Annotated in this window: 15 protein-coding genes; 4 read left to right on the top strand and 11 right to left on the bottom strand. The window is 60.7% G+C overall.

Going from position 1 to position 19,173, the window contains the following annotated elements:
- The first annotated feature begins 66 nt into the window (after positions 1-66).
- Entirely contained in the window at positions 67-1,305 is a 1,239-nt protein-coding gene (locus tag AC1Q80_RS23940; RefSeq protein ID WP_209791259.1) for a L,D-transpeptidase family protein, read from the top strand.
- A 93-nt stretch (positions 1,306-1,398) separates the two neighbouring features.
- Here AC1Q80_RS23940 and dnaE read toward each other — a convergent pair whose 3' ends face one another.
- Positions 1,399-4,896, bottom strand: a complete 3,498-nt coding sequence (dnaE, locus tag AC1Q80_RS23935; RefSeq protein WP_492362045.1) for a DNA polymerase III subunit alpha — start codon at positions 4,894-4,896, stop codon at positions 1,399-1,401.
- Between dnaE and AC1Q80_RS23930 the strand changes: the two genes are divergently transcribed.
- From AC1Q80_RS23930 to AC1Q80_RS23920, 3 genes are all read left to right on the top strand, one after another.
- On the top strand, positions 4,822-5,277 hold the full coding sequence (locus tag AC1Q80_RS23930; RefSeq protein ID WP_492362095.1) for a hypothetical protein: 456 nt from the start codon (positions 4,822-4,824) through the stop codon (positions 5,275-5,277). The two genes, dnaE and AC1Q80_RS23930, sit on opposite strands and share 75 nt — an antisense overlap.
- Positions 5,278-5,342: 65 nt before the next feature.
- Positions 5,343-5,915 carry a hypothetical protein gene (locus tag AC1Q80_RS23925; protein WP_209791257.1) on the top strand — a complete coding sequence of 191 codons (573 nt, stop codon included), beginning with the start codon at positions 5,343-5,345 and terminating at the stop codon, positions 5,913-5,915.
- An 80-nt stretch (positions 5,916-5,995) separates the two neighbouring features.
- Positions 5,996-6,463, top strand: coding sequence for a DUF5680 domain-containing protein (locus tag AC1Q80_RS23920; RefSeq protein WP_173419687.1), 468 nt, complete (start codon positions 5,996-5,998; stop codon positions 6,461-6,463).
- Positions 6,464-6,730: 267 nt separating this feature from the next.
- Here AC1Q80_RS23920 and AC1Q80_RS23915 read toward each other — a convergent pair whose 3' ends face one another.
- The 10 genes from AC1Q80_RS23915 to nuoL all read right to left on the bottom strand — a co-directional run bounded on the left by AC1Q80_RS23915 (position 6,731) and on the right by nuoL (position 19,168).
- Positions 6,731-7,417 carry an ABC transporter ATP-binding protein gene (locus tag AC1Q80_RS23915; protein ID WP_077498476.1) on the bottom strand — a complete coding sequence of 229 codons (687 nt, stop codon included), beginning with the start codon at positions 7,415-7,417 and terminating at the stop codon, positions 6,731-6,733.
- A 16-nt stretch (positions 7,418-7,433) separates the two neighbouring features.
- On the bottom strand, positions 7,434-8,744 hold the full coding sequence (locus AC1Q80_RS23910; RefSeq protein ID WP_492362044.1) for a lipoprotein-releasing ABC transporter permease subunit: 1,311 nt from the start codon (positions 8,742-8,744) through the stop codon (positions 7,434-7,436).
- Positions 8,745-8,764: 20 nt separating this feature from the next.
- Positions 8,765-10,093 (bottom strand): proline--tRNA ligase, encoded by a 1,329-nt coding sequence (gene proS, locus AC1Q80_RS23905; protein ID WP_209791256.1) that lies wholly within the window; start codon positions 10,091-10,093, stop codon positions 8,765-8,767.
- 779 nt (positions 10,094-10,872) lie between these two features.
- Positions 10,873-11,142, bottom strand: a complete 270-nt coding sequence (locus AC1Q80_RS23900; RefSeq protein WP_025426599.1) for a DUF1467 family protein — start codon at positions 11,140-11,142, stop codon at positions 10,873-10,875.
- 127 nt (positions 11,143-11,269) lie between these two features.
- Entirely contained in the window at positions 11,270-11,674 is a 405-nt protein-coding gene (mce, locus tag AC1Q80_RS23895; protein WP_209791255.1) for a methylmalonyl-CoA epimerase, read from the bottom strand.
- A gap of 68 nt (positions 11,675-11,742) precedes the next feature.
- Positions 11,743-13,410, bottom strand: a complete 1,668-nt coding sequence (locus tag AC1Q80_RS23890) for a ribonuclease J (protein WP_173419683.1) — start codon at positions 13,408-13,410, stop codon at positions 11,743-11,745.
- A 23-nt stretch (positions 13,411-13,433) separates the two neighbouring features.
- The gene (locus tag AC1Q80_RS23885; RefSeq protein WP_209791296.1) at positions 13,434-14,198 is read right to left on the bottom strand and encodes a biotin--[acetyl-CoA-carboxylase] ligase; all 765 of its coding nucleotides are present in this window, start codon (positions 14,196-14,198) and stop codon (positions 13,434-13,436) included.
- A complete protein-coding gene (gene nuoN / locus AC1Q80_RS23880) occupies positions 14,198-15,643 on the bottom strand; it encodes an NADH-quinone oxidoreductase subunit NuoN (protein WP_173419682.1) in 1,446 nt (481 codons plus the stop codon). Before nuoN ends, AC1Q80_RS23885 begins: the two co-directional genes overlap by 1 nt.
- A 19-nt stretch (positions 15,644-15,662) precedes the next feature.
- Positions 15,663-17,174 carry an NADH-quinone oxidoreductase subunit M gene (locus AC1Q80_RS23875; protein WP_173419681.1) on the bottom strand — a complete coding sequence of 504 codons (1,512 nt, stop codon included), beginning with the start codon at positions 17,172-17,174 and terminating at the stop codon, positions 15,663-15,665.
- Positions 17,174-19,168, bottom strand: a complete 1,995-nt coding sequence (gene nuoL / locus AC1Q80_RS23870) for an NADH-quinone oxidoreductase subunit L (protein ID WP_173419680.1) — start codon at positions 19,166-19,168, stop codon at positions 17,174-17,176. The genes AC1Q80_RS23875 and nuoL overlap by 1 nt, the downstream gene beginning before the upstream one ends.
- Between the last annotated feature and the right edge of the window lie 5 nt (positions 19,169-19,173).

Raw genomic sequence — 19,173 nt, 5'->3', positions numbered from 1 at the left:
TCCGGACGAATTCTTTAAAGATTGCAGTCTAAGCTCGTCGGCCAGTTTACGTGTTGGGATGAGTGTATGGTATCGCGTTTCGCTCTCACGGCCAGCGTCGTCGTCGTCTTGTTTTCGCCTGCCGCCGGTTTCGCCGGCAGCAGCGCGCCGCTGCAGATCATCGTCTCGAAGAACCAACAATCGCTCGTCGTCTATGATGGCGACGCGGTGATCGCGACATCGGCGGTCTCCACGGGCAAGGCTGGCCATTCGACACCGACGGGCATCTTCTCGATCCTGGAAAAACGGCGTCAGCACAAATCCAACATCTATTCAAACGCACCGATGCCCTTCATGCAGCGGCTGACCTGGTCCGGCATTGCATTGCACGGCTCCAATCACGTACCTGCCTATCCCGCCTCCCACGGCTGTGTGCGCCTGCCGAGCAAGTTTGCCGCCAGCCTCTTCAAGATGACGTCGCGCGGCATGCATGTCCTCATAACAGACCATCAGGTCAGCCCCACCGAAGTGTCGAGCGCCATGCTCTTCCAGCGTCAGCCGGCGCCGGGCGACAATCCCGCTCCGCTGTCGGACGTGCCGCTTCGCCCGGCAATCAGCCAGGCCGAGAACGGACCGGTCGAAGTGGCCATGACGGAGACATCGAGCATTCCGTCAACCGTCGCTGAGGAAAGCCGCGAGCCGATCCGGATGCTGATCACCCGCCGTGGCGAGCGTGATATCCGGCGCGACGTCCAGTCGGCACTGAACCAACTCGGCTATGTCGCCGGAGCAGCGGACGGCCACATCGGCCCGGACACGACCGCCGCCATCAATGCGTTTCAAACCGCCGAGGGGTTGGCCGTCGATGGGAAGCTGACGCCGGAACTGACGGATGCCATCTTCAAGAAGGTTGGACGCGACACTCCCGCCAATGGCGTGATCCTTGTGCGGCAGGGCTTCAAGCCGATCTTCGAAGGCGACGTCATAATCGACGGGCCGGAGCAGGCGCTGGGCACGCATTTCCTGCAATTTCATGAGGTTGACGGCGAAAAGGGCGAAGGCAAATGGTACGGCGTTTCGCTCGAAAACCACCTGCCATCAGGGACGAAAAAACGGCTCGGAATCAGCACCGACGCCGACCCATCCGCCTTCAACGCCACCCAGCGCACGCTTGGTCGCCTGACTGTCTCCGACGAGGTGCGCAAGCGCATCGGCAGCCTGCTTGCCGACGGGTCGTCGCTCTCGATTTCCGACATGGAAAGCGGACTTGAAACCGGCGACGGAACCGATTTCATCACCATCACACGGGCTTCACCACGCGGCTGAGCCGATAGACGTCCACCAGGAGCGGGCCGTCACGTCTGACCGTCGTGCCTTTCCCTGGTCAACGCAACGTCAAGCAACCCACCACAGAGCGGATCAGACGAGCTCGACGTCAACCACCCCCGGGGCGGAGCGAAGCGCTGCCGCAATCTCGGGCGAAATCCTGAATTTTTCGCTGAGTTCGACCTCGATCTCGCGCTGGCCGTTGTCCTTGATGACGATGAAGGAAACGAGCCCCTCGCCTCTCGCGTTCAAGTGGGCGGCGATCGACTTCAGCGGTCCGGAATCGCGCACGTAAACGCGCAGCGCCTTCTGCATCTGCAGCGATTCTTCCTCAAGGGAGCGCAGCGTCTGGATGCGAAGACCGATACCTTCCGGCCGCTCCTCCGCCTGCACGGTCATGACAAGCGATTTCCCGGGCTCGAGCAGGTCGCGATACTGGTGCAACATCTCCGAAAACAGAACGGCCTCGAACTGACCGGACGAATCCGAGAAGGCGATGATACCCATCTTGTTGCCCGTCCGGGTCTTGCGCTCCTGTTTGGACGTCACGGTGCCGGCGAGACGGCCGGCCGTTGCGCCCTTCTTCACGGCGCCGGCGAAATCACCAAACGTCTGGACTCGCATCTTGGCGAGCAGCGGATTGTAGGTGTCGAGCGGATGGGCGGAGAGATAGAAGCCCAGCACCTGGAATTCCCGGTGCAATTTTTCCGAGGCGAGCCACGGCGTGTAGGCAGGAAGCGAGATCCGTTCCGGTCCGGTTGCAGCTCCTGCCCCGAAGATATCGCCCTGTCCGCTGGTCTTGTTTTCCTGCGCACGCTGGGCAAAGCCGAGAATTCGATCGAGGCCGCCGACGAGTTCGGCGCGGTCGTAGCCGAAGCAGTCGAAGGCACCGGCAGCAATCAGGCTTTCGAACACACGCCGGTTGAGCAGCTTCGGGTCGATCCTCAGGCAGAAATCTTCAAGGCTCGCGAATTCGCGGTCACCGCGAACGGCAACGATGTGCTCGACCGCCGATTCGCCGACGCCCTTGATGGCCGCCAATGAATAATAGATCCGCTTCTCGCCCGTCTGAAAATGCCGGAAGGAGGACTGGACCGACGGCGCAATCACCTGGATGCCAAGGCGTCCGGCATCCTGACGGAAGTCGTTGACCTTTTCGGTGTTGGCCATATCGAGCGTCATCGACGCTGCCAGGAACTCGACCGGGTAGTGCGCCTTCATATAGGCGGTCTGGTAGGAGACGATGGCGTAGGCGGCGGCGTGCGACTTGTTGAAGCCGTAATTTGCGAACTTGGCGAGGAGATCGAAGATCAGATCGGCCTGCGGTTTCGACACCTCGTTCTTGACCGCACCGTCGACGAAACGGGCACGCTGCTTATCCATCTCCTCCTTGATCTTCTTACCCATGGCGCGACGCAGAAGGTCGGCTTCGCCGAGCGAATAGCCCGACAGGACCTGGGCGATCTGCATCACCTGCTCCTGGTAGACGATAACGCCCTGCGTTTCCTTGAGCAGATAATCGATCTTCGGATGGATCGATTCGATCTCTTCTTCGCCGTGCTTGCGGGCGTTGTAGACCGGAATGTTCTCCATCGGGCCCGGGCGATAGAGCGCCACCAGCGCGATGATGTCCTCGATGCAGTCGGGCCGCATGCCGATCAGCGCCTTGCGCATGCCGGCACTTTCCACCTGGAACACGCCGACCGTTTCGCCGCGCGACAGCATCTCGTAGGTCTTCTCGTCATCGAGCGGAATGCTGGCGAGGTCGACCTCAATGCCGCGCAATTTGACGAAGTCGACGGCGACTTTCAGCACCGTCAACGTCTTCAGGCCGAGGAAGTCGAATTTTACGAGGCCGGCCTGCTCGACCCATTTCATGTTGAACTGGGTCACCGGCATGTCGGAGCGCGGATCGCGGTACATCGGCACCAGCTTCGACAGTGGCCGATCGCCGATGACGATGCCGGCGGCGTGGGTCGAAGCGTGGCGATAAAGGCCCTCGATCTTCTGCGCGATATCGAGCAGACGCGCGACGACAGGCTCCTTCTCGGCTTCTTCCTGCAGGCGCGGCTCTTCCTCGATCGCCTTTGACAATGGCGTCGGGTTGGCCGGGTTGTTGGGCACGAGCTTACAGATCTTGTCGACCTGGCCATAGGGCATCTCGAGCACGCGACCGACGTCGCGAAGCGCTGCGCGCGCCTGCAGAGAACCGAAGGTGATGATCTGGGCGACCTGCTCGCGGCCATACTTCGCCTGGACGTAGCGGATGACCTCTTCGCGCCGGTCCTGGCAGAAGTCGATGTCGAAGTCGGGCATCGATACGCGTTCAGGGTTGAGGAAGCGCTCGAACAGCAGCGAGAACCGCATGGGATCGACGTCGGTGATGGTCAGCGCATAGGCGACCAGCGAGCCCGCGCCCGAACCACGGCCCGGGCCGACGGGAATGTCGTGCTGTTTTGCCCATTTGATGAAGTCGGCAACGATCAGGAAGTAGCCCGGGAACTTCATGCGCTCGATGACGCTAAGTTCAAATGCCAGCCGCTCGCGATACTCTTCCTCAGTATAGCCGGGCGCCATGCCGAGCTTGTGCAAGCGGTCGTCGAGGCCCTCCTCCGCCTGCCGGCGCAGTTCGCCCGATTCGGCGCGCTCGGCCTCCTCCGGGTCGTCGGACGCACCGGTGAAGCGCGGCAGGATCGGCCCGCGCGTCTTCAGCATGAACGAGCATCGGCGCGCGATCTCGATGGTGTTTTCGAGCGCCTCGGGCAGGTCGGCGAAAAGTGCCGCCATTTCCTTCCGGCTCTTGAGATAGTGATCCGGCGTCAGCCGGAAACGGCTGTCGTCCGAAACCATGGCGTTGTGGGCAACCGCCATCAGCGCGTCGTGCGCATCATAATCGGACGGCGAGGGAAAGAACGCCTCGTTGGTCGCAACCAAAGGCACATCGAACTTGTAAGCAAGGTCGATCATCCGGCTCTCATGCCGGCGATCAAAATTGCCGTGCCGTTGCAACTCGATATAGAGCCGATCGCCGAAGAGCTCCTGCAATGCTTCCAGACGCGCCTCAGCCAAAGCCGTCGAACCGGATTTCACTGCCATATCGATCGGGCCGCCGCTTGCGCCCGAAAGCGCGATCAGCCCATCCGTGCCGGCCTCCACCAGCCACGAACGCGTTATTCTCGTGACCTGGCTGCCTTCGCCTCCGAGATAGGCGCGGCTGACCAGATCGACCAATCGCGTGTAGCCGTCGTCGGTGGCAGCGATCAGCACGATGGCCGGCAGCTTGGCCAGTTGCTGCGCGTGGCCGCGGCGGTCGCCGTCGGCCTCGTCTTCCATGTCGATCGACAGCTGACAACCGGTGAGCGGCTGCAGACCGTCTTCGGCCGCCTTTTGGGAAAATTCAAGCGCTGCGAAAAGATTGTTAGTGTCGGCGATCCCGATTGCCGGCTGGGCGTCAGCCACGGCCTTGCCGATCACCTTCTTGATGGGCAGCGCCCCTTCGAGCAGGGAGAAAGCCGAGTGGACACGAAGATGCACGAACTGTGGATCCGCAGCCGTCTGTTCGTTCCGTTCCGCGCCGCCTTGATCCGCCATCTTTACACCCTGATTCCTGTCAGGCGTCAGGATATCCCGTTTCTCATCCGCCATGTCCAGTTTTTGCAACATGGGCCGGCGTTCTTTTCAACGGTGCAGTGCCGGCATGGTATCGCGCGACCCCGCGTCAGGGTCACGCCGCTTCGAAAACATATCCTCGGATCAAAGCCCGAGAGCGATGAAGGCAATGCTTGCGACGAACAGGCCCATCGATGTGAAGGCGGCGAGGTCACGAACAAAATCAGTCATAACATGGCTCCTTTTCCGTTATGTTTTTACTTTGTTCCATTTTTGTTCTCACGTCAATCACTGTTGAGCGGAGCGCCCGCTTTCCACCGCGCATGGTTAATCGCGCCGGCAATCGTCGTCCGCTGTGATTAACCGAAAGCTTGAGCACTTCGCCCATCGCGCCTATGACTAGAGCAACCACACGGAGCAACAGCGACATGATTGCACGCCTGACCCTGCCCCTCTTCCTCCTGCTTCCTTCCCTCACTTTCGCCGCAGAGGCGATCGACCCCGGGCGCATCGTGTCGGCTGCGACCGGCGACTGGGACAAGGACGGTACGAGCGATCTGGCGCTGCTGGTCAAACCTGGCGAGGAGACCGACGAGGACAATGCGATTTACATCTATCTCGCTGGCGAAGATGGCCCGCTGACGCTCAAGTCAGCCATCCCAAACAAGATCTGGGGGCAGTACGGCATGGTCGGCCAGGCGCCGACGGTCAGTGCGCTCCCGAACGGCTCGCTGGTGATTACCACGCACAACGACGCGATCGGCCGCGACCGCTGGGAACAGAAGCTGACGATTGCCTACCGCAATTTCGATTTCGTCGTTGCCGGTTACACCTACGCCTCCTACGACACCCTTGATCCCAGCAACACGTCGCAGTGTGACCTGAATGTGCTGACCGGCAAGGGCAAATCCAACGACAGGCCCGTCAGCGCCAAGGGCGAATTGGTGCTCCTCAAGGACTGGAACGACGACCGCGGACAGCACGCCTGCGGCATCCGGTAATCGCGCCGTTTGTTCTCTTTTTGTTCTTTACATCACGGATGTCTCGCGGCATGCTGCGTGTGAACAAACAGGGTGTTCTCATGGCCAGTATCGACGAGCTCAAGGACTTCATCGTGGAAGCCAAATCGAAGGCGTATGTCGGCGGCGGTACCGCACAGCCGCCTTCGCGCACGGGCGCACGCGATATCGGCTATCAGCGCGACCGGTGGAGGTATCTCGACAGTTATTTCGGTGGAACGGATTTTGCCGGCCAGGAAACGGTTTGGTTCGGGGACGATACCCGCTGGGTCATGAACTATTTCGGTCACGTCGTCCGGCCCGATCTGATCGATGCGGAGCGCGCCGGCATCGTCATCAAGACAGCGCTCGAAACCATGTATCGCGAAAAGCGGCATTTCCTCGGTGGAATGCAATATCGCCACGCCTACGGCACCTACATCGACACCAGCCGTGGCGACACGCAGCACTTTTCCGGACGTGAGGTTATCTTTGTCGACGGCGACGAAGCCTATGAACTCGACTATCGCGGCGGCCTCATCGTGCCGTAGGCAGTGAGCTGGCGCTTGGCAAAGAGTGCCGTGCACGCTGAAGAACGGAATAGGGACGGACCGACACTTTGATTCTGGGGCATCTTATCCGCCTTCCATGAAGCCACGTGAAAGCGGGATGCTGGAGTTCGGCCGTCGCATCAAACGCTGACGCTGTCTGCTTCACGCCTTGGAAAATGCGCAAAGCGCGGCTTCGTTAGGAGATCCGTCGAGGCAGAACGATGGCGCGTTTGCACGGGCCCGTCTGGGCCGCAAACGCGCTCAGCATCACTTCAGTTCGACGACCTTGCCATCTTCGATGGTCACCCGCCGATCCATCAGCGATGCCAGCTCGTGATTGTGCGTGGCGATCAGAGCCGCCAGACCCGACTGACGCGCCAAGGCCTCGAGTGCCTCGAAAACATAGCCTGCGGTTTCCGGATCGAGATTGCCGGTCGGCTCGTCGGCCAGCAACACCAGCGGTGCGTTGGCGACGGCACGGGCAATCGCCACGCGCTGCTGTTCGCCGCCCGACAGCTCCGACGGGCGATGATCGGCGCGATGACCGATACGCATGTAATCGAGCAGCGCCCTTGCCCGTTCGGCCGCCTCCGCCTTGCCGAGCCCGGCGATCAGTTGCGGCATCATGATGTTTTCGAGAGCGGTAAACTCCGGAAGCAGATGATGGAACTGGTAGACGAAGCCGATCTCATTGCGGCGGATGGCCGTCCGCCGGTCATCGTTGAGACCATCGCAGGTCACGCCATTGACGACGACCTTTCCGCCATCCGGGCGCTCCAAGAGGCCAGCGACGTGCAGCAGCGTCGACTTGCCGGTGCCCGACGGCGCCACGAGTGCGACGGTTTCGCCGCTTTTCAGCGTGAAGTCCGCCCCCTTGAGGATCGACAGGAAGGTGTCCCCCTGCCCGTAAGTACGCTCGATGCCCGAAAGCTGCAGTGCCACGCGCGCATTCATTCAGTTGTTGTCCTTGTCATTCATACCGCAGGGCCTGCACGGGATCGAGACGCGAGGCGCGCCATGCCGGAAAGATGGTGGCAAGGAACGACAGGCTGAGCGCCATGACAATGACGAGAATAGTCTCATCAGCATTCATGTCCGCCGGAAGTTGGCTCAGGAAATAGAGTTCCGGGCTAAACAGCGTCGTCCCTGAAATCCAGGAGAAGAACTGGCGGATGGACTCGATGTTGAGGCAGACGACGACGCCAAGCAACACGCCGGCAACGGTTCCCGCAGCACCGATCGCAGCCCCGGTCATGAAGAAGATGCGCATGACCGACCCGGACGTCGCCCCCATGGTGCGAAGGATGGCGATGTCGCTTCCCTTGTCCTTCACCAGCATGATCAGGCCGGAGATGATGTTCAATGCCGCGACCAGAACGATCAGCGTCAGGATCATGAACATCACGTTGCGCTCGACCTCGAGCGCTGAAAAGAACGTCTTGTTGCGGTCGCGCCAGTCGGTGATGAAGATCTGCCGCCCGGCGGCATCTTCGACCGGCTTGCGCAGCTCATCGACCATATCCGGGTGCTCGACGAAGATTTCGATTTGCTGTGCCAGCCCCTCGGCGTTGAAGAAGAGCTGCGATTCCTCCAACGGCATGAAGATGATCGACGAATCGTATTCCGACATGCCGATCTCGAAGATCGCCGAAACCGTGTAGGCCTTGACCCGCGGGTTCATGCCCATGGGCGTCACGTCGCCGTTCGGCGATGTCAAAGTGATGGTGCCGCCCACCTGGATGCCGAGCTGATCGGCCATGCGCGAGCCGATCGCAACGCCGGTGCCTGCCGCGAAGCCGACGAGGTCGCCGGACTTGATCTGCTCGGAGACCGACTTCATCTTGCCGAGGTCATCGGCGCGGATGCCGCGCACGAGAGCGCCAGTCGAACTGTCGCTGACGCCCTGCGCCAGGACCTGCCCCTCGATGAGCGGGATCGCCATGGTCACGCCCTTCACGCCGGAGAAGCGCGTGGCAAGATCGGCATAATTGTTGAGCGGACCATCAATCGGCTGGACGATCATGTGACCGTTGATGCCGAGGATGCGCGAGATGAGTTCGGTGCGGAAGCCGTTCATCACTGCCATGACGATGATCAGCGTCGCAACGCCGAGCATGATGCCAATGAACGAGAAGCCGGCGATCACCGAAATGAAGGCTTCCTTGCGCCGCGAGCGCAGATAGCGCCAGGCGACCATGCGCTCAAAGGCGGAAAAGGGGCGGCTGGCGGACTTTGCGGACTGGCCAGCAGCCTGCACCTGATCTTCCGTCACGGCGGTCATCCTGCCTCCCCTTGCCTCACTTACTTCGTCGCGATCAGCTTGTTGAGGGCCGCCTCGACAGTCATGGTCTCGCGCTCACCGGTCTTGCGATCCTTGAGCTCGACTTCGCCGTTAGCGATCGAACGTGGCCCAACGATGATCTGGACCGGCACGCCGATCAGATCGGCCGACGCGAACTTGGCGCCGGCGCGGTCATCCGTATCGTCGAGCAGCGCGTCGAATCCGGCAGCGCCGAGCTTCGAGTAGAGCGTCTCGCAGGCTGCGTCGCAAGCGGCATCGCCCGCTTTCATGTTGATGATCACGCCATCGAACGGCGAGATCGACTTCGGCCAGATGATACCGTTGTCGTCATGCGACGCCTCGATGATCGCCGGGACCAGCCGTGTCGGGCCGATGCCGTAGGAGCCCATGTGGACCGTGTGCTCCTTGCCATCAGGTCCGAGAACCTTGGCGCCCATCGCCTCGGAATACTTTGTGCCGAAGTAAAAGATATGGCCGACTTCGATGCCGCGTGCCGACACGCGGTCGCCTTCGGCGACTTCGTTGAACGCAGCCTCGTCATGCATTTCCGAGGTGGCGGCGTAACGCGACGTCCACTTGTCGAAGATCTTCTTCAGGCCGGCGACATCGTCGAAATTGGTGTCTTCACCGGGAATGTCGAAGCCGAGGAAGTCCTTGTGGCAGAACACTTCGGACTCACCGGTTTCGGCGAGAATGATGAATTCGTGGCTGAGATTGCCGCCGATCGGACCGGTATCGGCCCGCATCGGAATGGCGCGCAATCCCATGCGCGAGAAAGTGCGCAGGTAGGCCGCAAACATCTTGTTATAGGCGTGCTCGGCGCCTTCGCGGTCGAGATCGAAGGAATAGGCGTCCTTCATCAGGAATTCGCGCGAGCGCATGGTGCCGAAACGCGGGCGGATCTCGTCGCGGAATTTCAGCTGAATATGGTACAGATTGAGCGGCAGGCTACGATAGGACTTCACGTAGGAACGGAAGACGTCGGTGATCATTTCCTCGTTGGTCGGCCCATAGAGCATCGGCCGGTCCTGGCGATCCTTGATGCGCAGCATCTCCTTGCCGTAGGCATCATAGCGGCCGCTTTCCTGCCAAAGCTCGGCGGACTGCAGCGTCGGCATCAGCAGCTCATTCGCGCCGGTGCGGTTCTGTTCCTCGCGGACGATCGCATTGACTTTGTCGAGAACCCGCTTTCCGAGTGGCAGCCAGGTATAAATACCCGAGGACTGCTGCCGGATCATGCCCGTCCGGAGCATAAGACGGTGGGAAACGATTTCCGCTTCCTTCGGATTTTCCTTCAAGATGGGCATGAAAAAGCGGGACAGGCGCATGACGGGTTCCAAAACTTGATGAACGTCGCACTATCGACGGATTCGGGCGAAATGACGTTGAGCTCAGGCACGCCGGTCTCACCAAAACAGGCAAAGGCGACCATTGCTTCTTGGGGTCGGCTCTCAAATTTCCGTCACCGACAAATCGGCTGGAACCTATCCGAGCCCTGCGTTCATAACCGCTTCGCGCTCGGATGAAAACCCTGCTTGCGGTGGGAATAGCACAGAGCGGGCAGAGAGATCTGAAGGAGAAACCGCAGGCCAAAAGCTGCGTCAAAAGAGCACGCTAGTAACAGGATTGCGACGATGCTTGTCAACGGAGAAATTTTATCCAACTGTAGCAAAAATGCAAAAAAACAGGGTGACATCGCCCAATGTTTGGGCTAATTTCGGCTCACAAAACAGGCATGAAGTCTAAATTCTTGCCGACTTTCGCGGTCAAGTCTTGGGAGGATAAGATCTTAGGCGCGCTTCGTCGCTGCCGCCGGAAACGGATTAGAGATCACGCGATACTTGAAAAACAAGGCTTTCAGCCTTGTTTTTTTTTGCCTTTCACCAGGCGAGACCACAGCGAAGCAGCTACACCTTCTTGAACTGTGTCAATTTCAGGGCGGTCAATCGTAGGATTGCCCGGGTTTCAGCCGACGGGCCGCCCGAGCGGCTTCCTTGGACCTGCACGGTCGAAAAATCCGGACAATTAACTGGGGATTATTGGCGAGCGGTCAGCATCGACCGAAAAACGCAGACGTTACGCGACCGCGCACGTCTGGGCGATTGCCTCAGTAGAACTTCGGATAGAAGCGCGGGATGCTGTCGATGCCGTAGCCGAGCCGCACCGATACGATGTACCAGGCGAGCTGGATGACCGCCGCGATCGCCGTCGTCAACAGGATAACGCGCTTGGCACGGAACCGCGCCGGTGCGCTTTCGACGGTGCCGGGAACGACCTCGTTTTCCTCCGCCTGGGTGCGCACGCCAAGCGGCAGCACGGCAAACAGCGTCAGCCACCAGATAATGAAGTAGATGGCAAAGGTGGAGAAAAGCGGCATTTCCGGCTCCTGGTGAGGACCTCGCCCGAAGCGCACACTGGCCTTCTGTGGAACAATCCTCTCGACATTCTGCCTGCTTATAACGCCATGGGCGCGATCACACAAACCGGTATCGCGCGATCAACTGTCACACCTGTTCAAGTTCGATCAAGGTGCCTTGAAAATCCTTGGGGTGCAGAAAGAGCACCGGCTTGCCATGGGCGCCGATCTTCGGCTCGCCGTCACCGAGGACGCGTGCGCCAGACCCTTTCAATGCGTCACGAGCGGCAATGATGTCCTCGACCTCGTAACAGATGTGATGCATGCCGCCGGACGGGTTTTTGGCCAGGAACGCTGCAATCGGCGAAGTGTCGCCAAGCGGTTCCAACAGCTCGACCTTGGTGTTGGGCAGCGTCACGAAAACGACGGTAACCCCGTGCTCCGGCAAGGCCTGTGGCTCAGTCACCGTCGCGCCAAGCGTGGTGCGGTAGCTTTGCGTGGCGGATGCCAGATCCGGCACGGCGATTGCCACATGATTGACCCGTCCGAGCATCGCGATCCTCCAACCTTCCGACGACGAGAGAGCCCCGGACGTTTACAACGCCCGGGGCTCAGAGAAAATCAGACTTTGGTGACGAACACTGTCACCACGGGCTTCTTGCCCCAGATCTGGTTGGTCGTGCTGCGCACGGCGCGGCGCACAGCCTCCTGGAGCATGGCCAGATCCTTGCGCTTGGCACGCGGAATGCTTTCGACAGCACCGAGCACCGCGTCATAGAGCGTGTCTTCCATGTCTTCGCCCTCATCGTCGAACTCGGGCAGGCCGATGGCAACAAGGTCCGGATCGCCGAGGAAGTCGTAGCGATTGTCGAGCACAACGTTGACGGAGACATGTCCGGCGAAGGAGAGCTTGCGCCGTTCGCCGATGCCCATCTCCTCGAAGTCGCCGATCAGCGAGCCATCCTTGTAGATCCGGCCATGCGGCACGGTATCGATGACCTCGGCCGGACCGGGTGCCAGCCGCAACATCTCGCCGTTGCGAAGACGCGGGACGCTGGCGATACCCGATTGCCGCCCAAGCTCACCGTGTGCCGTCAGATGTGCGGCTTCGCCGTGCACCGGCACGAGGATCTGCGGACGGACCCACTGGTACATCTGCTGCAATTCACTGCGGCGCGGGTGACCCGACACATGCACCAGCGCTTCGCTGTCGGTAATGATGTGAATGCCCTGCTCAATCAGGCCGTTCTTGATGTCGTTGATCGCCTTCTCGTTACCGGGAATGGTGCGCGACGAAAACACGACGGTATCGCCGGCCGAGAAGGCAACGTTGCGCATCTCATCGCGGGCGATCTTGGCAAGTGCTGCGCGCGGTTCGCCCTGGCTGCCCGTCAGGATAACGACGACCTTGTCGCGCGGCACATAGCCGAACTCGTCTTCGGCGAGGAACGGCTTGATGCCTTCCATCAGGCCGAGATCACGGGCGACGGCGACGACGCGCTTCATCGAACTACCGAGAAGAAGCACATCACGGCCGGCCTCTTCCGCAGCTTCGGCGATCGAGCGGATACGTCCCACATTCGAGGAGAAAGTGGTAATTGCCACGCGCCCTTCGGCCTTGGAGATGATCTCGGTCAGGCTGGCGGAAACCTCCTGCTCGGACGGCGAGACGCCGTCGCGAAGCGCATTGGTTGAATCACAGACGAGCGCGAGCACGCCTTCGTCGCCGATCTTGCGGAAGCGTTGCTCGTCGGTGAGCGGCCCGAGCGACGGCTGAAGGTCGATCTTCCAGTCGCCGGTATGAACGACCGCGCCAAGCGGCGTGCGAATGATGAGCGACATCGGCTCAGGGATCGAGTGGTTGACGCCGACCGCCTCGATTTCGAACGGGCCGACATTGATGCGGTCGCCCTGCTTGAAGATCGTAATCGGGATCTCGCCGCGGCTCTTTTCGAAGTCGCGCTTGGCTTCCAGCATGCCCGCCGTAAAAGGCGAGGCATAGACCGGCACATTCAACCCCGGCCAGAGATCGTTGAGACCACCATAGTGATCCTCATGGGCATGGGTAATGATGATGCCCTTGAGATTGCGGCGCTCTTCCGCCAGGAAGCTGATATCGGCCAGCACCAGATCCACGCCCGGAAGCTCAGGCCCCGGGAAAGTGACGCCGCAATCGACCATTATCCACTGCCGGTTACCGGGTTTTCCGTAGCCGTAGAGGCCAAGGTTCATCCCGATTTCGCCGACGCCGCCGAGCGGCAAGAACACCAGTTCTTCTTCTTGCGCCATGTTTTGATGCGCCCTTGTTTTGATTATCCGAAAAATACGTCGCCGGCGGCAATCGTCTGCATCGTGCTAGAGCCCGTATCGAGCATCAACCGGCCGTCCTGATCAATACCGGCAAAGCGGCCGGAAAGCGACCTATCCGGCAGGTTCACCGTAATGGTCTCGCCGATGCCGCGCGCTGCCGCCCGCCATTGGTCTATGATGTGTGCCACACCCCGGCCCTGGTCCCAAACGGAAAGCGTTTCGGCCATAGTCAGGAACAGGTGGGCAAACAGTTCGTCCGGAGATACCGACGCGCCTTCGTTGCGAAGCGACGTCACCGGGTAGAGCGCCTCGTCCGGCGTGACAGCAATGTTGATGCCGCAGCCGATAACCAGCGCGCGACGGCCGTCTGCCAGGCTTTCGCCTTCAAGCAGGATGCCGCAGGTCTTCTTGCCGTCGATGAGAATATCGTTCGGCCACTTGATCTCGACCGGCGCACCGGCAAGCGGCATCACCTGACGGATGGCCCTGTGAACGGCCACGGCCACGGCCAGCGGCAGCGAGTGCAGCAGTTCGATCGGCGCCGGGTCAATCAGGAGGAGCGAGGCATAGAGATTGCCGGGCTCTGAAAACCAGGCCCGGCCACGTCGGCCGCGTCCACCTGTCTGGCGGGCGGCGGTGATCCAGAGGTTTCCTCTGTCTCCCTCGCGCGCCCTCGTCAGGCATTCGCTGTTTGTAGAGCCGACTTCATTGAGCGCGACGTGCCGGAAATCGTCGAGCGAACCCCGGCCGCCGCCTTCAAGGCCGATCAAAAGAAGGTCCGAGCCGCGACTTCAGCGGCTTCGCCGAGCGGACCGCCGATCAGGACGTATCCAAGCACGAACAGGCCCGAGAGACCGAAGACCAGGCGAAGCTCGCCCGCCGTGCGGGCAAACTCGCCCTTGGCATCGTCGAACCACATCACCTTGATGACGCGCAGGTAGTAATAGGCGCCGACCACCGATGCGAGCACGCCAATGATCGCGAGCGCGTAGAGGTGCGCTTCGATCGCTGCCATGAACACGAAGTACTTCCCGAAGAAGCCTGCCATCGGCGGAATGCCGGCGAGCGAGAACATCAGGACCGTCAGGACAGTGGCCATGAAGGGGTTGGTCTGCGATAGGCCCGCGAGATCGTCGACGCTTTCGACATTCTCGCCGTCCTTGCGGCGCATGGCGAGAATGCAGGCAAACGTGCCGAGCGTCATGACCATGTAGATGAGCATGTAAAGCAGGACGCCACGGACACCTGCCATCGAGCCGGCAGCAAGACCGACGAGCGCGTAGCCCATGTGGCCGATCGAGGAATAGGCCATCAGGCGCTTGATGTTCTTCTGGCCAATCGCCGCGAAGGCGCCGAGCAGCATGGAGGCGATCGAGATGAAGACGACGATCTGCTGCCACTGAACGACGACAGGCTCGAACGCGTTGATGACGATGCGAACGAAGATGGCCATGGCGGCAACCTTCGGAGCAGCGGCAAAGAACGCGGTCACCGGCGTCGGCGCGCCTTCATAGACGTCGGGCGTCCACATATGGAACGGCACGGCGGAGATCTTGAAAGCGAGGCCGGCCAGAATGAAGACCAGACCGAAGATGAGGCCGAGCGACGGCGTGCCGGTCGAAGTCAAGGCAGCCGCAATCTCGTCAAAGCCGGTATGACCGGTGAAGCCGTAGACCAGCGACATGCCGTAAAGCAGCATGCCCGAGGACAGCGCACCGAGGACGAAATACTTCAGGCCGGCTTCCGTCGAGCGGATGCTGTCGCGGTTGATGGCCGCGACGACATAGAGCGCCAGCGACTGCAGTTCCAGCGACAGGTACAGCGACATCAGGTCGTTGGCCGAGATCATCAGGAGCATGCCGAGGGTGGCGAGCACCAGAAGCACCGGGAACTCGAAGCGGTCGATCTGCGACGAACGGGCATGGCCGACCGTCATCACCATGGCGGTGATCGAGCCGATCAGCGCCAGCACCTTCATGAACTTGGCGAAGGGATCGGACAGGAAGGCGCCGCCGTAAGCTTCGCCCTCGCCCGTCTTCAGGACGAGCCAGAGGCCGGCGATGATGAGAAGGGCAACCGCAAGGCCGGTGACGGTCGAGGTCGACTTTTCACCGGCGAAGACGCCGATCATCAAGAGCGCCATCGCGCCGACCGCGAGGATCAACTCGGGTATCGAGAGCTGCAGGCTAGCGAGGAGGGTTTCAGCAGTCATGTCCAATCACGTCCTGTGGTCATTGCACCGAAAGCGCAACGTTTTGCGCTGCCTGCAGGGCTGCGGAGTAGTTGTTGACGAGCAGATCCACGGAGGCTGCGGTCGCATCGAAGATTGGTGCCGGATAGACACCGAAGAAGATCGTCAGGATCACCAGCGGATAAAGGATCGCCTTTTCACGTCCCGAGAGATCGAGCAGCGCCTTCAGGCTCTCCTTTTCCAGCGCGCCGAACACGACACGGCGGTAAAGCCAGAGCGCATAGGCTGCCGACAGGATCACGCCACTCGTTGCAAAGAACGCGACCCAGGTGTTGGCGCGGAAAGCGCCGACGAGGGTCAGAACTTCGCCGACGAAGCCTGAGGTGCCGGGAAGACCGACGTTCGCCATGGTGAAGACCATGAAGGCGACGGCATACTTCGGCATGTTGTTGACGAGACCGCCATAGGCCGAGATCTCGCGGGTGTGCAGGCGGTCATAGACAACGCCGACGCAAAGGAAGAGCGCACCCGACACGATACCGTGCGACAGCATCTGGAAGATCGCACCCTGGACGCCCTGTGTGTTGGCGGCGAAGATACCCATCGTCACGTAGCCCATGTGGGCAACCGACGAATAGGCGATCAGCTTCTTGATGTCGGTCTGCATCAGCGCCACCAGAGAGGTGTAGACGATGGCGATGACCGACAGCGTGAAGACGAACGGCGCAAAGTAGTCGGATGCCAGCGGGAACATCGGCAGCGAGAAGCGCAGGAAGCCGTAGCCACCGAGCTTCAGAAGGATGCCGGCCAGGATGACCGAACCCGCCGTCGGCGCCTGAACGTGTGCGTCGGGAAGCCAGGTGTGTACCGGCCACATCGGCATCTTCACCGCGAAGGAGGCGAAGAAGGCGAGCCATAACCAAGTCTGCATTTCACGCGGGAAGTTATAGGCAAGCAGTTCGGTGATGTCGGTCGTGCCGGCCTGCCAGTACATCGCCATGATGGCGAGCAGCATCAGCACCGAGCCGAGCAGCGTGTAGAGGAAGAACTTGTAGCTGGCGTAGACGCGGTCCTTGCCGCCCCACACACCGATGATGATGAACATCGGAATGAGGCCGGCTTCGAAGAACACATAGAACAGCACGATGTCGAGCGACACGAACACGCCGATCATGAACGTTTCCAGGATCAGGAACGCGATCATGTATTCCTTGAGCCGCTTCTCAACGGAGAACCAGCTTGCGAGCACGCAGAACGGCATCAGGAACGCGGAGAGCACGACGAAGAGCACCGAGATGCCGTCGACACCGAGATGATAGGAAATCCCGGTCCCGAGCCAGTCGTGCTTCTCGGTCATCTGGAAGCCCGGATTCGAGCTGTCGAACTGGTACCAGATATAGACCGAGACGGCGAAGGTGAAGAGCGTCGTCAGCAGCGAGACATTCAGGATGTTGCGGCGGCCGTAGGCGCTGTCTTCTCTTGTCAGCAAGAGAAGCAGGACGCCGACGAGCGGCATGAAGGTGACCGCGGAAAGTACGGGCCAATCGGTCATCAGAAGGAACTCCCGAGCATCATCCATGTAACAAGCGCTGCGATGCCGATGAGCATGGCGAACGCGTAGTGATAGAGGTAACCGGTCTGCAGCCGGACGACACGATCGGTGACATCAAGCACGCGTGCCGCAATCCCGTTCGGGCCGAGGCCGTCGATGACCCGGCCGTCGCCTTCCTTCCACAGGAAGACGCCGAGGCGCTTGGCCGAGCGTACGAACAGGAAGTCGTACAGTTCGTCGAAGTACCACTTGTTGAGCAGGAACTGGTAGAGGCCGCGATGCTGCTCTGCCAGGTACTTCGGCACATCAGGACGGCGGATATACATGTACCAGGCGGTGATCAGACCAAGCGCCATGGCGCAGAACGGGCTCCACTTAACCCACAGCGGAACGTGGTGGTATTCCTCGAGGATCTCGTTCTCGGCCGAGGTGAACAAGGCACCCTGCCAGAACTCGGCATAATGGTGACCGAAGAAATAGTCGTGGAACAGGAAGCCTGCCACCAGGGCACCGATGGCCAGGATGTAGAGCGGCACCAGCATGACCTGCGGCGATTCATGGACGTGGTGCATGACATCCGAGGAAGCGCGCGGCTTGCCATGGAAGGTCATGAAGGTCAGGCGCCAGGAATAGAAGCTGGTGAAGAGAGCCGCAATGACCAACATCGAGAAGGCAAAGCCGGAAACCGCGCTATGGGCTGCGAACGCCGATTCGATGATCGCGTCCTTGGAGAAGAAGCCGGCCGTACCGATGACCGTGCCGGGAATGCCGACGCCGGTGAGCGCGATCGTGCCGATGAACATCATCCAGTAGGTGACCGGAATGTGCTTCCGAAGGCCGCCCATGTAGCGCATGTCCTGTTCGCCATCGACGGCGTGGATGACCGAGCCTGCGCCCAAGAACAGCAGCGCCTTGAAGAAGGCGTGCGTGAACAGGTGGAAGATGGCCGCGCCATAGGCGCCGACGCCGAGTGCCACGAACATGTAGCCGAGCTGCGAGCAGGTCGAATAGGCGATGACGCGCTTGATGTCGTTCTGAACGAGACCGACGGTCGCGGCAAAGAAGGCCGTGATCGCGCCGATCAGCGTAACGACGGTGAGCGCATCCGGCGACAGTTCGAACAGCGGCGACATGCGGGCGACGAGGAAGACGCCGGCGGTGACCATGGTTGCGGCGTGAATGAGGGCCGAAACCGGGGTTGGGCCTTCCATCGCGTCCGGCAGCCAGGTGTGCAACAGGAACTGCGCCGACTTGCCCATCGCGCCCATGAAGAGCAGCAGGCAGGCAGCGGTGATCGCATCGGCCTTGTCGAGGTGCATGCCGAACAGCGTGATGACCGCCTCCCCTGCTGCGGCACCTTCGGCCGGCAGGTAGGTCTGGGCAGCAGCAAAGATCGTCTCGAAGTTGACCGAGCCGAAGAGCACGAAGACGAGGAAGATGCCGAGCGCGAAGCCGAAGTCGCCGACGCGGTTGACGATGAAGGCCTTCATCGCGGCAGCGTTCGCCGACGGCTTCTTATACCAGAAGCCGATCAGCAGGTAGGACGCGAGACCCACACCTTCCCAGCCGAAGAACATCTGCACGAGGTTGTCAGACGTGATCAGCATCAACATCGCGAAGGTGAACAGCGACAGATAGGCGAAGAAGCGCGGACGATGCGGATCGTGGTGCATGTAGCCGATCGAGTAGACATGCACGAGCGTCGACACGGTGTTGACGACCACGAACATCACCGATGTCAGCGTGTCGACACGGAACGCCCATTCGACGTCGAAGCTGCCGGACTGGATCCAGCGCAGCACCGACACCTTGATCAGTTCCTGCTCGCCGAGCGCAACGTGGAAGAAGACGAACCACGACAACGCGGCGGTCACGATCATCAAACCGCTGGTGACAAATTCGGAAGCCTTGGCGCCGATCGAGTTACCGAAAAGGCCGGCGATCAGAAAGCCGATCAAAGGCAGGAAGACGATAGCCTTGATGATGGTATCCATAGCCC

This window comes from Ensifer sp. GW823-FHT05D09 (assembly GCF_058795755.1).
The sequence above is the reverse complement of the archived record's forward strand: the minus strand, read 5'-3'. Positions and strand labels throughout refer to the sequence as shown.

What these genes read in the sequence shown, in the direction of transcription:
- AC1Q80_RS23940 (WP_209791259.1), top strand. Translation starts at nt 67, where the DNA reads ATGGTATCGCGTTTCGCTCTCACGGCCAGCGTCGTCGTCGTCTTGTTT.
- dnaE (WP_492362045.1), bottom strand. Translation starts at nt 4,896, where the DNA reads ATGGCGGATCAAGGCGGCGCGGAACGGAACGAACAGACGGCTGCGGAT.
- AC1Q80_RS23925 (WP_209791257.1), top strand. Translation starts at nt 5,343, where the DNA reads ATGATTGCACGCCTGACCCTGCCCCTCTTCCTCCTGCTTCCTTCCCTC.
- AC1Q80_RS23920 (WP_173419687.1), top strand. Translation starts at nt 5,996, where the DNA reads ATGGCCAGTATCGACGAGCTCAAGGACTTCATCGTGGAAGCCAAATCG.
- AC1Q80_RS23915 (WP_077498476.1), bottom strand. Translation starts at nt 7,417, where the DNA reads ATGAATGCGCGCGTGGCACTGCAGCTTTCGGGCATCGAGCGTACTTAC.
- AC1Q80_RS23910 (WP_492362044.1), bottom strand. Translation starts at nt 8,744, where the DNA reads ATGACCGCCGTGACGGAAGATCAGGTGCAGGCTGCTGGCCAGTCCGCA.
- proS (WP_209791256.1), bottom strand. Translation starts at nt 10,093, where the DNA reads ATGCGCCTGTCCCGCTTTTTCATGCCCATCTTGAAGGAAAATCCGAAG.
- AC1Q80_RS23900 (WP_025426599.1), bottom strand. Translation starts at nt 11,142, where the DNA reads ATGCCGCTTTTCTCCACCTTTGCCATCTACTTCATTATCTGGTGGCTG.
- mce (WP_209791255.1), bottom strand. Translation starts at nt 11,674, where the DNA reads ATGCTCGGACGGGTCAATCATGTGGCAATCGCCGTGCCGGATCTGGCA.
- AC1Q80_RS23890 (WP_173419683.1), bottom strand. Translation starts at nt 13,410, where the DNA reads ATGGCGCAAGAAGAAGAACTGGTGTTCTTGCCGCTCGGCGGCGTCGGC.
- nuoN (WP_173419682.1), bottom strand. Translation starts at nt 15,643, where the DNA reads ATGACTGCTGAAACCCTCCTCGCTAGCCTGCAGCTCTCGATACCCGAG.
- AC1Q80_RS23875 (WP_173419681.1), bottom strand. Translation starts at nt 17,174, where the DNA reads ATGACCGATTGGCCCGTACTTTCCGCGGTCACCTTCATGCCGCTCGTC.
- nuoL (WP_173419680.1), bottom strand. Translation starts at nt 19,168, where the DNA reads ATGGATACCATCATCAAGGCTATCGTCTTCCTGCCTTTGATCGGCTTT.